10 protein-coding genes are annotated in these 14,527 nt (G+C 64.5%); 4 read left to right on the top strand and 6 right to left on the bottom strand.

The genetic code is table 11. The annotated features are described in order from the left end of the window. The first annotated feature begins 55 nt into the window (after positions 1-55). Both V5279_RS13380 and V5279_RS13385 read left to right on the top strand, forming a co-directional pair. Positions 56-1,876, top strand: a complete 1,821-nt coding sequence (locus V5279_RS13380; protein ID WP_338697984.1) for an NAD(P)/FAD-dependent oxidoreductase — start codon at positions 56-58, stop codon at positions 1,874-1,876. Positions 1,877-1,926: 50 nt separating this feature from the next. Then, on the top strand, positions 1,927-3,870 hold the full coding sequence (locus V5279_RS13385) for an alkyl/aryl-sulfatase (protein ID WP_338697985.1): 1,944 nt from the start codon (positions 1,927-1,929) through the stop codon (positions 3,868-3,870). Positions 3,871-4,180: 310 nt separating this feature from the next. On the opposite strand, the gene V5279_RS13390 is transcribed toward V5279_RS13385, so the two are convergent. The 6 genes from V5279_RS13390 to V5279_RS13415 form a co-directional block, all read right to left on the bottom strand. Beyond that, positions 4,181-4,885, bottom strand: a complete 705-nt coding sequence (locus V5279_RS13390) for an ABC transporter ATP-binding protein (protein WP_338697986.1) — start codon at positions 4,883-4,885, stop codon at positions 4,181-4,183. Beyond that, positions 4,878-5,627: an ABC transporter ATP-binding protein gene (locus V5279_RS13395; RefSeq protein ID WP_338697987.1), complete on the bottom strand. Its 750-nt coding sequence runs from the start codon at positions 5,625-5,627 to the stop codon at positions 4,878-4,880. The genes V5279_RS13390 and V5279_RS13395 overlap by 8 nt, the downstream gene beginning before the upstream one ends. 10 nt (positions 5,628-5,637) lie before the next feature. Continuing rightward, the gene (locus V5279_RS13400) at positions 5,638-6,624 is read right to left on the bottom strand and encodes a branched-chain amino acid ABC transporter permease (RefSeq protein ID WP_338697988.1); all 987 of its coding nucleotides are present in this window, start codon (positions 6,622-6,624) and stop codon (positions 5,638-5,640) included. Beyond that, positions 6,624-7,493 (bottom strand): branched-chain amino acid ABC transporter permease, encoded by an 870-nt coding sequence (locus V5279_RS13405; protein WP_166297911.1) that lies wholly within the window; start codon positions 7,491-7,493, stop codon positions 6,624-6,626. Before V5279_RS13405 ends, V5279_RS13400 begins: the two co-directional genes overlap by 1 nt. Positions 7,494-7,509: 16 nt before the next feature. Then, on the bottom strand, positions 7,510-8,763 hold the full coding sequence (locus tag V5279_RS13410) for an ABC transporter substrate-binding protein (protein ID WP_338697991.1): 1,254 nt from the start codon (positions 8,761-8,763) through the stop codon (positions 7,510-7,512). Positions 8,764-9,064: 301 nt separating this feature from the next. Next, positions 9,065-10,132 (bottom strand): glycosyltransferase family 4 protein, encoded by a 1,068-nt coding sequence (locus V5279_RS13415; protein WP_338697993.1) that lies wholly within the window; start codon positions 10,130-10,132, stop codon positions 9,065-9,067. Positions 10,133-10,450: 318 nt separating this feature from the next. On the opposite strand from V5279_RS13415, the gene V5279_RS13420 reads away from it, so the two are divergent. Continuing rightward, the gene (locus tag V5279_RS13420) at positions 10,451-12,214 is read left to right on the top strand and encodes an ABC transporter ATP-binding protein (RefSeq protein ID WP_338697995.1); all 1,764 of its coding nucleotides are present in this window, start codon (positions 10,451-10,453) and stop codon (positions 12,212-12,214) included. Positions 12,215-12,297: 83 nt separating this feature from the next. Beyond that, on the top strand, positions 12,298-14,499 hold the full coding sequence (locus V5279_RS13425) for an amylo-alpha-1,6-glucosidase (protein WP_338697997.1): 2,202 nt from the start codon (positions 12,298-12,300) through the stop codon (positions 14,497-14,499). Positions 14,500-14,527: the final 28 nt, after the last annotated feature.

The raw sequence follows: 14,527 nt of genomic DNA on the forward strand, positions 1-14,527 counted from the left end.
CGGTTAATCTGCCACGGAACAGACATAAGAAACGGCTGAAACGAGGCGCCTTCCGATGACGATGACCGAGCAAGCCCGCGACGCAAAGCCCTCCGCGATCGACAAGGAACGGTTGCGCCTGAAATATCAGGAGGAGCGCAACAAGCGGCTGCGTCCCGACGGCAACGACCAGTATCTCCAGATCAAGGGCCGGCTCGCGCATTATCTGGACGATCCCTACACGCCGGTCACCGAGCGTGCGCCGAAGACCGATCATGTCACCTTCGCCTTCATCGGCGGCGGCTTCGCCGGGCTCGCGACCGCGGCGCGGCTGACCGAGGCCGGTGTCAAGGATGTCCGCATTGTCGAGAAGGGCGGCGATTTCGGCGGCACCTGGTACTGGAACCGCTATCCCGGCGCGCAGTGCGACACGGCGTCGATGGTCTACATGCCGCTGCTCGAAGAGACCGGCCATATGCCGTCGGAGAAATACGCGCACGCGTCTGAAATCCTCGCGCATTGCCAGCGCATCGGCCGGCAATTCAATCTCTACGACAATGCGCTGTTTCACACCGAGGTGACGAGCCTCGATTGGGATGCGGCGCAATCGCGCTGGGTCATCCGCACCACAAGAGGCGACGTTTTCACCGCGCAATATGTCGGCATCGGCACCGGCCCGCTGCATGTGCCGAAGCTGCCCGGCATTCCCGGCATCGAGCGCTTCAAGGGCCACTCGTTCCATACCAGCCGCTGGGATTACGATTACACCGGCGGCGATCCCAAGGGCGCACCGATGACGAAGCTCGCCGACAAGCGCGTCGGCATCATCGGCACCGGCGCGACGTCGGTGCAGTGCATTCCGCACCTCGCACGCGCCTGCAAGGAGCTCTACGTGTTCCAGCGCACGCCGTCGTCGGTCGACGTGCGCGGCAACGGCCCGATCGATCCCGACTGGTTTGCCGATATCGCGACGCCGGGCTGGCAACAGCGCTGGCTGGAGAATTTCACCGCCAACCAGGCCGGTGGATCGGCCGAGGAAGATCTGGTGCAGGACGGCTGGACCGACCTGTCGAAGCGGATCCGCGCCAAGGTCATGCTGCTGCCGCGCGAGCAGCGGACCCTGGAAAACATGCGCGCCGCCTTCGAGGATTCTGACTTCGAGAAGATGGAGGAAATCCGCAACCGGGTCGACACCATCGTCCGCGATTCGGAGACGGCCAAGAACCTCAAGGCCTGGTACGGCCAGCTCTGCAAGCGGCCATGTTTCCACGATGCCTATCTGCAGGCCTTCAACACGCCGGGCACGCATCTGATCGATACCGACGGCAAGGGCGTCGAGGAGATCACCGAGAACGGGATCGTCGTCGCGGGCAAGGAATACGCGCTCGACTGCATCATCTACGCGTCGGGCTTCGAGGTCGGGACCGAATATCGCAGGCGTGCGGGCTTCGATCTGACCGGCCGCGACGGCGTCAAGGTGTCGGAGCATTGGGCCGAGGGCATGCGCACCAAGCACGGCATCCACGTGCACGGCTTCCCCAACGTGTTCTTCGTGCAGCCGACGCAGGGCGCCAATCTCATTTCCAACGTGCCGCACAATCTGACCGAAGCGGCGCGCACCATCGCCTTGATGGTCGGCCATGCCAAAGATAACGGCTTCAAGGAAATCGAAGTCAGCAAGGAGGCTGAGGATCGCTGGGTCGAGCTGCTGTTGACCAGCGTCGGCCGGATGATCGGCGGACCCGATTGCACGCCCGGCTACTACAACAATGAGGGCCGCGAGCCGGGTCCCGCAGCCAAGCTCAATGTCGGCCATCCCTCGGGCGCGTTGGCCTATTTCAAGTACATCGACGGCTGGCGCACCAGCGGCCAGTTCGAAGGCGTGCAATTCCGCTGAGTGAAGCGCGATCGAGACCGATTTCCGGTAAGTATAAGGAGTGCTTGAGGATGACCCAGACAACCGCAGCTGAAACGTCGCAGCAACTTCCAAAAGCGGCCTCCGCGTCCGTCATCGCGCAGCACGAGGCGACGCTGAAGGCGCTGCCATTCGCCGACACCAGGGATTTCGACGATGCCGCGCGCGGCTTTCTCGGCACCATCGAGAACGCGCGCGTCACCTCGGCCCAGGGCAGGGTGGTCTGGAGCCTCGAGCCCTACGGCTTCCTCTCCGACGAGAAAGCGCCTGCGACCGTCGATCCGAGCCTGTGGCGGCAGTCGCGGCTCAACATGCATCACGGCCTGTTCGAGGTGGTGCCCGGCGTCTACCAGGTGCGCGGGCTCGACATCGCCAACATGACGCTGATCGAAGGCGACAAGGGCGTGATCGTGATCGATACGCTGACCTCGATCGAAGGCGCACGTGCCGCGATGGAGCTGTACTTCCAGCATCGCGGCAAACGGCCGGTCGCCGCCGTGATCTTCACCCACACCCACACCGACCATTGGGGCGGCGCGCGCGGCGTGCTCGACGACGCCATGCTGGCGGCGGGCGTGCCGATTATCGCGCCGAACTTCTTCATGGAGCACGCGGTCTCCGAGAACATCATCGCGGGTCCGGCAATGCTGCGCCGCGCGCAGTACCAGTTCGGGCCGTTCCTTGCCAAGGGCGTCCGCGGCCAGGTCGATTGCGGCCTCGGCAAGACCATGGCGGCGGGCGGCGTGGCGCTGCTGCGGCCGACCGACCTGATCATCGCGACCGGCGATACGCGCATCATCGACGGCGTCGCGTTCGAATTCCAGATGGCGCCGAACAGCGAGGCGCCGGCGGAGATGCATTTCTTCATTCCGCGCTACAAGCTTCTGAACCTCGCCGAGAACTGCACGCACAATTTCCACAATCTGCTGCCGTTCCGCGGCGCCGATGTGCGCGATGCGCTGGCCTGGTCGAAATATCTCGGCGAGGCGCTGCAGATGTGGGGCGGCAAGGCGGAAGCGATGTGCGGCCAGCATCATTGGCCGGTGTGGGGGCGGGAGCGGATCGACACCATGATCCGGCAGCAGCGCGATCTCTACAAATACGCGCATGACCAGACCATCCGGCTGATGAACCACGGGCTCAACGCAGCCGAGATTGCCGAGGCGATCCGGCTTCCGCAAAGCCTCGAAGGTGCCTGGCACGGCCGCGGCTATTACGGCCACATCAGGCACAATGTGAAGGCGATCTACCAAAAATATCTCGGCTGGTACGACGCCAATCCGGTCAATCTCGATTCCTTGCCGCCGGTCGAGGCCGGGAAGAAGTACGTCGAGTATATGGGCGGCGCCGACGCGATCCTGAAGCGCGCCGCGGCCGATTTCGCCAAGGGTGAATTCCGCTTCGTGGCGCAGGCCGTCAGCCATCTGGTGTTCGCCGAACCGGATAATCAGGCGGCCCGCGCATTGTTGGCCGATACGTTCGAGCAGCTCGGCTACGCCGCGGAAAGCTCGACCTGGCGCAACGCCTATCTGTTCGGTGCGCAGGAGCTGCGGCAGGGCATGCCGAAGGCGCCGCCGCGCTCGCCGATGCCGCGCGAGACATTGGCTGCGCTGCGCACCGAGCAGCTCTGGGACGTGCTCGGCATCCGCCTCAACGGCCCCCAGGCCGAAGGCAAGCGCATCGTGCTGAACTGGAGTTTTACGGATACGGGCGAGACGTTTGTGCTAAACCTCGAGAATTCAGCGCTGACCTACGTCAAGGGTGCGCAGGCCGCCGATGCGCACGCGAGCTTTACCCTGGCGCGGGGTGTGCTGGACGAGGTGATCGCCAAGCTGATCACGTTTCCGGAAGCGGTCGGCGCCGGCAGGATCAAGGTATCAGGCGAGCCGCAGCGGCTCGATGAGTTGATGGCGCTGATGGACGAATTCCCGCGCATGTTCGAGATCGTCGAGCCGAAGCGGACGGTGGTGAGCTAGAGCCGCGTCCTCAGAACGTCGACCGTCACCCTGAGGAGCCGCGCAGCGGCGTCTCGAAGGGCGACAGCCCGGCCGTGCATCCTTCGAGGCTCGCTCCGCTCGCACCTCAGGATGACGGGATGACCACGTGTGGGCAAGGCGTCATTGCGAGGAGTGCAGCGAGGAAGCAATCCAACTATCCCCGGGTCGAGCACTCCCGTCACCGTCACCCTGAGGAGCGCGCATCGCGCGCGTCTCGAAGGGCCGACGGCCACCAGCCGGGCCGTTCATCCTTCGAGGCTCGCACCTCAGGATGACGGTTCGAGTCCTCTCAAATCCCCAGATACGCCGCCTGCACCTGCTTGTTGTTGGCTAGCTCGGCGCTGCTGCCCTGCATGATCACGTTGCCGCTTTCCAGCACATAGGCGCGCTGCACCAGCGACAGTGCGCGGCTGACATTCTGTTCGACCAGCAGGATCGCGGTGCCCATCTTGTGGATCTCGCCGATCTTCTCGAAGGTGACGTCGGTCATCACGGGGGCCAGGCCGAGCGAGGGCTCGTCGAGCATCAACAGGCGCGGCTTGAGCATCAGGCCGCGGCCGACCGCGAGCATCTGCTGCTCGCCGCCGCTCATGGTGCCGGCGAGCTGTTTCTTGCGGTCGGCAAGGCGCGGGAAGATGCTGTAGACCAGCTCCATCGTGCGCGCGCGGTCCGCCTTGGCTTTGGGCGTACAGGCGCCGATCTCGAGGTTTTCCTGCACCGTCATTTCCGGGAACACCTGGCGTCCCTCCGGGACATGCGCGATGCCGAGCTCGGGAATTCGGTAGGGAGGCAGCGTGGCGAGGTCGACGCCGTCGAACGTGACCTTGCCGGCGAACAGTTTGACGAGGCCGGAGACGGCGCGCAGCGTTGTGCTCTTGCCGGCGCCATTGGCGCCGAGCAGGCCGACGGCTTCGCCCTCGCCAATGGAAATGCTGACGTCGGTGATGGCGGGAACGGAGCCATAGCTGGCGCTGACGCGGGAGAGCTCAAGCATGGGCGTCTCCCTGCGCCGGCGGATGCACGTAGGAGCCGAGATAGGCGCGGATCACCTCGGGATTCTCCACGATCTCCTTCGGCGCGCCCTCGGCGATCTTCTGGCCGTGGTCGAGCACCACGATGTGGCGCGCGACCGCCATGATCGCGCGCATCACATGCTCGACGATCACGATGGTCAGGCCGCTGGCGGAAAGTTTTTTCACCAGCGCCACCGCCTGGTCGATCTCGGCCGGGTTGAGCCCGGCCATCACCTCGTCGAGCAGCAGGATCTTCGGCTGCGTCGCCAGCGCGCGCGCCATCTCCAGCCGGCGCTGGTCGATGGTTGTGAGGTCCTTGGCCGGCGTCTGCTCCCTGGCGCCGAGGCCGACAAACTCGATCGCCTCCAGTGCCTTGGTGCGTGCGGCAGCGACATGCCGATCGCGCAGGAAGGCGCCGGTCATCACATTGGCGAGCACCGTCATCGCACCGAATGGCTTTGCCACCTGGAATGTGCGGGCGAGGCCGAGCGCGCAGACGTCATGCGGCTTGAGCCCCACGACCTCCTGGCCGAAGGCGAGCACCGAGCCGGAGTCCGGCCGGTGAAATCCCGTGATCAAATGAAAGCTCGTGGTCTTGCCGGCGCCGTTCGGCCCGATCAGCGCGACCGTCTCGTTCTCCTGCACGGTGAAGCTGACGTCCTGCACCGCGCGCAGGCCGCCGAAGCGCTTGCTGAGACCCTTGATGACCAGTGCTTCTGCCATCGCAACGACCTCAGGCCCGCGCCGGCTTGCGCCGGATGGTGCGGTGATAGATGTCGGTCGCAAACCCGATCAGCCCGGTCGGCCGCCACAGGATCACGGCCATCAGGATCAGGCTGTAGACCGTGAGCTGGATGCCGCCCACCGAGCTGCCGAGCCAGCTCTGCAGCAGCGCCGAGGTGGTCTCCAGCAGCACGGTGCCGATCACCGGACCCCACAGCGTGCCGATGCCGCCGACGATCGACACCAGCGCCGCCTCGATCGAGACGCTGAAGGAGAACGCGGTCGCGGGATCGATGAAGTAGATGTATTGGGTGTAGAAGGTGCCGGCGAGCGCGGTCAGGAACGCGCTGATCATGTAGATGTCGCGCTTTACCTTCGGCGCGTTGACGCCGATCGCCTCAGCCGCGTCCTCGTCCTCGCCGATTGCGACGAGGTAGTAGCCGATCCAGGATTTCTCGATTCTGTGGGTGATCCAGAGGCCGACGACGAGCAGCCCGAGCACGACGTAGTAATAGGACGACTTCTCCTCGAACTGCATCATCAGCGGCGCGCTGCCGAGGTTCGGGATCGTGGTGCCTTCGGCGCCCCAGGCGAAATCGCGGAATTTCAGGAAGATCAACATCAGCACCTGGGCGGTCGCGATCGTCGCGATGGTGAAATAGGGGCCGCGCAGGCGGAAGCAGAGCCAGCCGATCGGCAGGCTCGCCAGCATCGCCACCACGCCGCCCGCGATCATTCCGATCCAGGGCGAGATGCCGTAGTTCACCTGCATGATCGTCGAGGTGTAGGCGCCGAGCCCGAAATAGGCGGCGTGCCCGAGCGACAACTGCTTGGCATAGCCGCCCATCAGATTCCAGGCGACGCCGATGAAGGAGAACAGCAGGATGCGGATGAAGATGTCGATTGCGAACGACGAAGTGACGAACTGGGGCAAAGCGAGCATGACGACGGCCCCGATCGCCAGCCACAGCCATTTCATGTTGCCGGACGTCTGCATCAGCGGCCCCTCCTGGCGCCAAGGCCGCTCGGCCTGAAGGCGAGCGTCAGCAGCAGCAGCGCGAACACCACGATCAGGCCGGAATCGGCGCCGACGAACTGGATGCCGAGCGATTCCGCGACACCCATCATCAGGCTCGCGACCAGCGCGCCCATCACATTGCCGAGCGTGCCCATCACGACGGCGACGAATGCCATCAGCACGAACACCTGGCCGACGAATGGATAGGCCGAATAGAACGGCATCAGCAGCGAGCCGGCCGCACCGGCGAGCGCAAGTGCGGTGCCGAACGCGACCGCGAACACGCGGTTCGGGTTGATCCCCATCAGCATCGCGACGTCGCGGTTCTGCGAGGCCGCGCGCATCGCGCGGCCGAGGTCGGTGGTGTGCAGGAAGACCCAGAGCAGGCCGCTCAGCGCCATCGCGACCGCAAAGGCGATCAGTTTTGCGACCGGGATATAAAGTCCGCCGATGTGGAACGCTTCATCCGAATAGGACGTATGGACCGTACGGTAATTCGCGGTGAAGAGCATCAGCGAGAGATTGAGCAGCAGCAGCGACAGCGCGAAGGTCAGGAAGATCTGCGGCATGTCGTTCGGTCCGAGCACCCTGCGGATCAGGAAGTGCTGGATCAGGACGCCGGCGAGGAACAGAACCGGCATCGAGACCACAAGCGAAACCAGCGGATCGATGCCGAACTGGGTGGCGAGGAAGAACGAGATATACATCCCGATCATCACGAACTCGCCCTGGGCGAAATTGACGATCTTGACCACGCCGAAGATCAGCGTGACGCCGATGCTGACAAGCGCGTAGATGCCGCCGATGAGCAGGCCGTTGATCACGGCCTGGGCCAGTGTCTCCCACATGCGATACTACCGCGGCTCAGGTCTTGATCAGCGGGGCGCGGGCGTCTTCCTTGGGGAAGATGCTGGCGAGGTCGGCGTTCTGCCACTGCACGCCGACTGGACGGCCATAGACGTTCTTGCCGTCGGGGCCGAACTTCACCTTGCCGCCCGGCGCCATCGCGGCAAAGCCCGAGGAGACGTCGAGCGTCGAGAGCGCCTCGCGCACCTTCTTGGGATCGGCGGAGGCGGCGCGCTCCAGCGCGTCGGCCAGCATGAAGGTCTGCGCGACGAGGCCGCCGGCATATTCGAAGGCGAACTCGCCGGTGCGCTTCTTGAATTCGGCGTTGACCTTTTGCGCGTCGTCGTTGACGTCGTGGTTCCAGTGCGCGACGCCCTGCAGGCCTTCGGCTGCCTTGCCGACATTCTTGTAGAAGTCCGGCATCACGAAGCCGCCGGAGCCGCCATTGATCGCGATGTTGAGCCCGACCTGCTTCACGGTGCGGACGATCAGGATAAGGTCGTTGAGATAGGACAGCGAGAACAGCGTGTTGGCGCCGGAGGCCTTGACCTTGTTGATCAGCGGGCTCGCATCGGTGAAGCCGGCCGAGTAGGGCTCGAACATCACGATCTCGACGCCTTCGCCCGGCGCCAGTTCCTTCAGCCCGTTCGAGGTCGAGGTGCCGAACGCGGTGTTCTCGAAGATGACGGCGACCTTGGCCTGCTCGCTGACCAGCTTGGCCATCTGCAACTGTGCCTTGGCGAATTGCGAGGCGCGCGCGAACGGCGTGAAGGTGTAGGTGCGGCCCTTGTTGAGCTGGTCGGAGCTCGATCCTGATATGATCGGAACCTTGGCGCGCTCGCAGACCTCGCTCGCGATCAAGGTCAGCGCGCTGGCGTAGCAGCCATGGATCGCCGACAGCTTGTTGCCTGATATCAGGCGGTCGGTCTCGGTGCGTGTCACCGTGGTGTCGCTCTGCACGTCCGAGACGATCAGGTTGAGCTTGGCGCCGCCGAGCGACCTGATGCCGCCGGCCTCGTTGACCATGTCGACCGCGAGTTTGGCCGCGGCGACGCAGCCAGTGCCGATCTGCGCCATGCTGCCGGTGGTCGGATAGAGCGCCCCGATATTGATCGGGTCGGCGGCCCAGCCCCGCAGTGGAACGGCGCCGAACGCGCCGGCCGCGAGCACGCCGCCGGTTTTGACCAGGAATTTGCGGCGGTTCAGCTTGTTCTGCGAGGCTTTGGCCGGCGCGGCATTATTAATGGCCGACGGCTTGCGGTCCCCTGTCATGGCGTTCCCCCTGCGCGACCGCGGCACGGTTGTCCCGTCCGCTCGCTTATTATTTTTTGCTCAAGCAGGACGCATAAGAGCACGTAATTCGGCAATCGCAAAGGCGATATCGGCCGAGCGCATGGGGAAAGCTGTCACGACTGGTGCGTCGCAGCAATCGCGCGGCGCGCGCATGTGGATGGCTTCGCTGCGCGGGAGTTGTCGCCGGTTACGGCGGTATTATTGACAATCGAATGACCCGACGGACCGGCACGGTGGTGCCGGCCGGCCCGCCGGATCATTCGATCGGCCGCTGCAACTCCTACTCCGCGCTCGACACCAGCTTGAAGCGCGCCTTGGCTTCCATCAGGCCGCGATAGGCGGCGAGATAGTCCAGCGCCATCCGGCGCGCGGTGAAGCGGGTCTCGAACTGCTTGCGGATCGCGTCGCGATTGAGCGTCGCAAGGCGGCCGACGGAGGAGATCGCGCTGATCTCGTCCTCGACGATGAAGCCGGTCAGGCCATCCTCGATAATCTCGGGCACCGAGCCGCGGTTATAGGCGATGACCGGCGTGCCGCAGGCCATGGCTTCGATCATCACGAGGCCGAACGGTTCCGGCCAGTCGATCGGAACCAGGAGCCCGATCGCGCCGCTGAGAAAATCCGGTTTCTCGCGATCGCTGATCTCGCCGATGAACTCGACCAGCGGATTGCTCGTGATCAAAGGCTTGATCAGCTCGTCATAATATTCCTGGTCGGCGCGATCGACCTTGGCCGCGATCTTCAGCGGAATGCCGCAGCGGGTTGCGATCTTGATCGCGCGATCGACGCCTTTCTCCGGCGCGATGCGCCCGAGCACGGCGAGATAGGATGGCTTGACCGGTTGCGGCGTCAGCAAATTTTCGGGCAGGCCGTGATGGATGGTGCGCACCCAATGCGCCTGCGGCACCGGCCGCCGCTGCGCGTTGGAGATCGAGATCACCGGGATTTTGGAGAAAGTGTTGAAGACGGGCTGGTGTTCCGGCAGGTCGAGCCGGCCGTGCAGCGTGGTGACGAACGGCGTTGGCTGCCGCGCGAACAACGACCACGGATAATAGTCGAGATGGAAGTGCAGAAAATCGAACTCGTCGTCGTCGGCTTTCTGCCGGACGCGTTCCAGCATCACCATGTGCAGCGCATTGGGATCGCGGACGGAGCCGTCGAGGCGCAGTGCCTTCGGCCAGGTCGCATCGAGCTTCGCGGAGGTTTGTGAATCCCCACTGGCAAACAACGTCACGTCATGTCCAAGTGTTACAAGTTCTTCGGTCAGCCAGTGCACGACCCGTTCGGTGCCGCCGTAGAGTTTCGGGGGAACAGCCTCCGTCAGCGGGGCAACCTGCGCGATGCGCATTTCTCCGTCTCCTGTTTTGTAGTGTGGGATGAACCAGACCCCTCAGCCCTGTGATGGCACTGACATGCCGAAGACGGGAACGTTCTCGCACGTGCGAGGTTCCTTATGGGTGGGTGAATTCCCGCTTCTTTCTTCCATCACACTGTGGTCTTGCTGATGCCATCACGCTCCAACACGTTTTTGCCGACGCCAGCGTTGCAAAATTGTTGCGCAGTGATGGCTGCATCAAGGAACCCCGCCGCTGCTCTTCACGTCATCGTGCACGAGAGTTTCGACTAAAAATTTCTCGTTCACCCTCAACAGGTTTTGCAGGACGTCATGGACCATCTGTCAGGCTATGCGCATCGCCCCTTTCCCTTCGTGCTGCGCTATCTGCGCCGAAGGCTCCCGTCGCATGTCGTCATTCTGTCGGCGGTCGTCGCGGCGGTTGCCTGCTCGGTAGGCACGCAATACGGCGTCAAGAACCTGGTCGACGCCTTGTCGGCGGGGCCGTCGGCCGCGAATGGCGTATGGCTGGCATTCGCTTTGCTCATGTCGCTGATCGCCGCCGACAACTTCATGTGGCGGATCGCGAGCTGGACCGCGAGTTACACCTTTGTCAGCGTCACCGGCGATCTTCGCCGCGACATGTTCCGCCATCTCACCGGCCACGCGCCGAGCTATTTCACGGATCGGCTGCCGGGCATGCTGACCAGCCGGATCACGGCGACGTCGAACGCGGTGTTCACGGTCGAGAACATGTTCGTATGGAACGTGTTGCCGCCTTGCATCGCGACCTTCGCGGCCATCACCCTGGTTGGAACCGTCAGCGTGACAATGTCAGCAGTGCTGATCCTGATCGCAGGAACCATGGTGGCGATCATGTTCCGCTTGGCGGCCGCCGGCCGGCCGCTGCATGACGATTTCGCCAACAGAGCCGCGGCCGTCGACGGCGAAATGGTCGATGTCATCAACAATTTGCCGCTGGTGCGCGCGTTCTGCGGCCTCGGCTACGAGCACGACCGCTTCGACGCGACCGTCAATCGGGAACTCGTCGCGCGCGGCCGTTCCCTGCGCTACCTTGAGAAGCTTCGCCTTTTTCACGCCGGCGTGACCGTGATCCTGACGATCGCGATGCTGGCCTGGGCCCTCTCGCTCTGGCAGCAGGGCGCGGCGACCACCGGCGACGTCGTGCTGGTCTGCACGCTCGGCATCTCGATCCTCAGCGCCACCCGCGATCTCGCCGTTGCGCTGGTCGACGTCACCCAGCATGTCGCCCGGCTCACCGAGGCGCTGGCGACGCTGCTGCAGCCGCACGAGCTGAAGGACCATCCGGAAGCCGAAGCGCTGGTGAAGAGCGGCGCGGCGATCGCCTTCAACAATGTCGGGTTCCGCTATCCCGGCGGACTTCAGGTGTTCGATCGCTTCAGCCTGCGCATCCAGCCCGGCCAGCGCGTCGGCCTGGTCGGCCAGTCCGGTGGTGGCAAGTCAACATTGTTTACCCTTCTGCAGCGCTTCTACGACGTCGAGCAGGGCAACATCACGGTCGACGGCCAGGACATCTCGCGCGTCACCCAGCAGAGCCTGCGCGCGGCGATCTCGGTGGTGCCGCAGGACATCTCCCTGTTCCACCGTTCGATCCTGGAGAACATCCGCTACGGCCGGCCCGATGCCACCGACGACGAGGTGCTGCGGGCGGCGATCGCGGCGCGCTGCGATTTCATCGAAACCCTGCCCGAGGGCATGAACACCATCGTCGGCGATCGCGGCGTCAAGGTCTCCGGCGGCCAGCGCCAGCGGATCGCGATCGCGCGCGCCTTCCTGAAGGACGCGCCGATCCTGCTGCTCGACGAAGCCACCGCGGCGCTCGATGCGGATTCCGAGGAGGCGATCCGCGAGGCGTTGTCGCGGCTGATGCGCGGGCGTACGGTGGTGGCGATCGCGCACCGCCTCGCGACGCTGCGCAGCTTCGACCGCGTGCTCGTGCTGCAGGGCGGCCGCATCGTCGAGGATGGTCCGCCCGATATCCTCGTGAAGGGAAGGGGCCCCTACCGCGACCTGGTCGCGCGCGAAATGGGCCGCCTGTCCACCAGCGCGGCCTGACCCCGCGTCATCAGGCCTGTTCTTGCGTTCCGGTGCGTTCGTTCGAGTCAGGAAAACGGCAATAGAAGTCGCCAGAGGTTCAGATGGCAGCTGACGTCGTTACGCAGATCATCACTGCTCGCATCACTGAGCACGTCGCCGAATCGCCGTTCTACATTCCGATGACCGGGCCCGCGGCGCGGCCGCGGCGCTCGCTCAAGCATGACGACACCTTCATCGTGCTCGACAGCCATGGCGATATCGGCGCATCGGCCGGCGGGCCGGACGGCCTGTTCAACGCCGACACGCGCTACCTCGCGCGGCTGGAAATGGTGCTGGAGGACGTGCAGCCGCTTCTGCTCGGCTCCAACATGCGCGACGACAATTCGGCGCTGACGGTCGACCTCACCAATTCCGACGTCTATCGCGACGACCGCCTGACGCTGCAGAAAGACACGCTGCACATCGTCCGCTCGATCTTCCTGTGGCGCGGCACGTTCTATCAGCGCATCGGCCTGCAGAACCACGGCGATCATACCGCGAGCTTCGATCTCACCCTGTTGTTCGACAATGATTTCGCCGATCTGTTCGAGGTGCGTGGCGAGCGCCGGCCGAGGCGTGGCATCGGCTCGAGCAAGCTATTGGGGCCGACCGACGTCGTGCTGGAATATTGCGGGCTCGACGAGCAGTCGCGGATCACCGCACTGCATTTCGATCCGCGGCCGACGCGGCTGTCGGTCAATGCGGCGACCTATCATTTCGAGCTCGAACCCGGGCACGTCACCTCGCTGTTCGTCGCGGTCTCCTGCAACAAGCCGATCATGCAGAAGCCGGTGCCGTTCTTCCGCGGGCTCCTGGCGCACCGCCGCGAGATGCGGAATTCAACGGCCGGTGCGGCCAGCATCGAGACCTCGAACAACATCTTCAACGAGGTGCTTTGCCAGGCGATGGCCGACCTCAACATGCTGATGACGGAGACGCCGCAGGGCCGTTACCCGTATGCCGGCATTCCCTGGTATTCGACGACATTCGGCCGTGACGGACTGATCACCGCGCTGCAGATGCTGTGGCTCGATCCCAGGATCGCCAAAGGCGTGCTGAAGCGGCTCGCGCTGTTTCAGGCCAAGACGGTCGATCCGCTGGCCGATGCTGCGCCGGGCAAGATCCTGCACGAGATGCGCGGCGGCGAGATGGCCGCGCTTCGTGAGGTGCCGTTCGCGCATTATTACGGCAGCGTCGATTCGACCCCGCTGTTCGTGCTGCTCGCCGGGCTCTACCTGGAGCGCACTGGCGATGTGGAGACGCTGCGCGAGCTGTGGCCGGCAGTCGAGGCCGGCTTGCAATGGATCGACGGCCCGGGCGATCCCGACCGCGACGGTTTCGTCGAGTACCAGCGCGCGACCGACGATGGCCTTCGGAACCAAGGCTGGAAGGATTCCTTCGACGCCATCTTCCATGCCGACGGAACGCTTGCCGAAGGCAATATCGCGCTGTGCGAAGTGCAGGCCTATGTGTTCGCGGGCAAGCAGCTTGCCGCCCGTGCGGCGCGCAAGCTTGGCTTTGCCGACAAGGCCGCAAAGCTGGAAGCCGAGGCCGAGCGGCTGCGCGAGCGGTTTGAGGCGGCGTTCTGGTGCGAGGAGCTCGGTACCTATGCGCTTGCGCTCGACGGCGCCAAGCGGCAATGCAAGGTGCGCACGTCCAATGCCGGACAAACCTTGTTTTCCGGCATGGTGCGCGAGGACCGCGCGCGACGGGTCGCTGCCGACCTGATGAGCCAGAAATTCTTCTCGGGCTGGGGCATCCGCACCGTTGCCGCGGGCGAAGCGCGCTACAACCCGATGTCCTATCACGACGGTTCGATCTGGCCGCATGACAATGCGCTGATCGCGCTCGGATTGGCCCGATACGGCCTCAAGCATTCGGTCGCGCATCTGTTCAAGGGCCTGTTCGACGCCGCGAGCTATATGGAGCTGCGGCGGCTGCCGGAGCTGTTCTGCGGCTTCCGCCGCGAGCGCCGGCGCGGCCCGGTGCTTTATCCGGTGGCTTGCGCGCCGCAGGCCTGGGCGAGCGCGACGCCGTTCACGCTGCTGGAGGCGGCGCTGGGCCTCGAATTCGATACCACGCGCGGCGAGATCCGCCTGCGCGATCCGCGGCTGCCGGAATTCCTCAACGACGTGGTGTTGCGCGACCTCAGGCTCGGTGCGTCCAGCGTCGATTTGAGGCTGCGCCGCCACGGCGACGAAGTGTCACTCGAAGTGTTGCGCACGCGCGGCCAGATCCAGGTGTCGATCGTGCTGACGCATTGAGCGTCGTCACACGGCACGCGCGCGCCAG

The sequence above is a fragment of the Bradyrhizobium sp. 26S5 genome (genome assembly GCF_036923295.1).
GTDB classification, from domain to species: domain Bacteria; phylum Pseudomonadota; class Alphaproteobacteria; order Rhizobiales; family Xanthobacteraceae; genus Bradyrhizobium; species Bradyrhizobium septentrionale.

Coding starts and splice junctions, on each gene's coding strand:
- V5279_RS13385 (WP_338697985.1), top strand. CDS start 1,927: ATGACCCAGACAACCGCAGCTGAAACGTCGCAGCAACTTCCAAAAGCG.
- V5279_RS13390 (WP_338697986.1), bottom strand. CDS start 4,885: ATGCTTGAGCTCTCCCGCGTCAGCGCCAGCTATGGCTCCGTTCCCGCC.
- V5279_RS13405 (WP_166297911.1), bottom strand. CDS start 7,493: ATGTGGGAGACACTGGCCCAGGCCGTGATCAACGGCCTGCTCATCGGC.
- V5279_RS13400 (WP_338697988.1), bottom strand. CDS start 6,624: ATGCAGACGTCCGGCAACATGAAATGGCTGTGGCTGGCGATCGGGGCC.
- V5279_RS13425 (WP_338697997.1), top strand. CDS start 12,298: ATGGCAGCTGACGTCGTTACGCAGATCATCACTGCTCGCATCACTGAG.
- V5279_RS13380 (WP_338697984.1), top strand. CDS start 56: ATGACGATGACCGAGCAAGCCCGCGACGCAAAGCCCTCCGCGATCGAC.
- V5279_RS13395 (WP_338697987.1), bottom strand. CDS start 5,627: ATGGCAGAAGCACTGGTCATCAAGGGTCTCAGCAAGCGCTTCGGCGGC.
- V5279_RS13415 (WP_338697993.1), bottom strand. CDS start 10,132: ATGCGCATCGCGCAGGTTGCCCCGCTGACGGAGGCTGTTCCCCCGAAA.
- V5279_RS13410 (WP_338697991.1), bottom strand. CDS start 8,763: ATGACAGGGGACCGCAAGCCGTCGGCCATTAATAATGCCGCGCCGGCC.
- V5279_RS13420 (WP_338697995.1), top strand. CDS start 10,451: ATGGACCATCTGTCAGGCTATGCGCATCGCCCCTTTCCCTTCGTGCTG.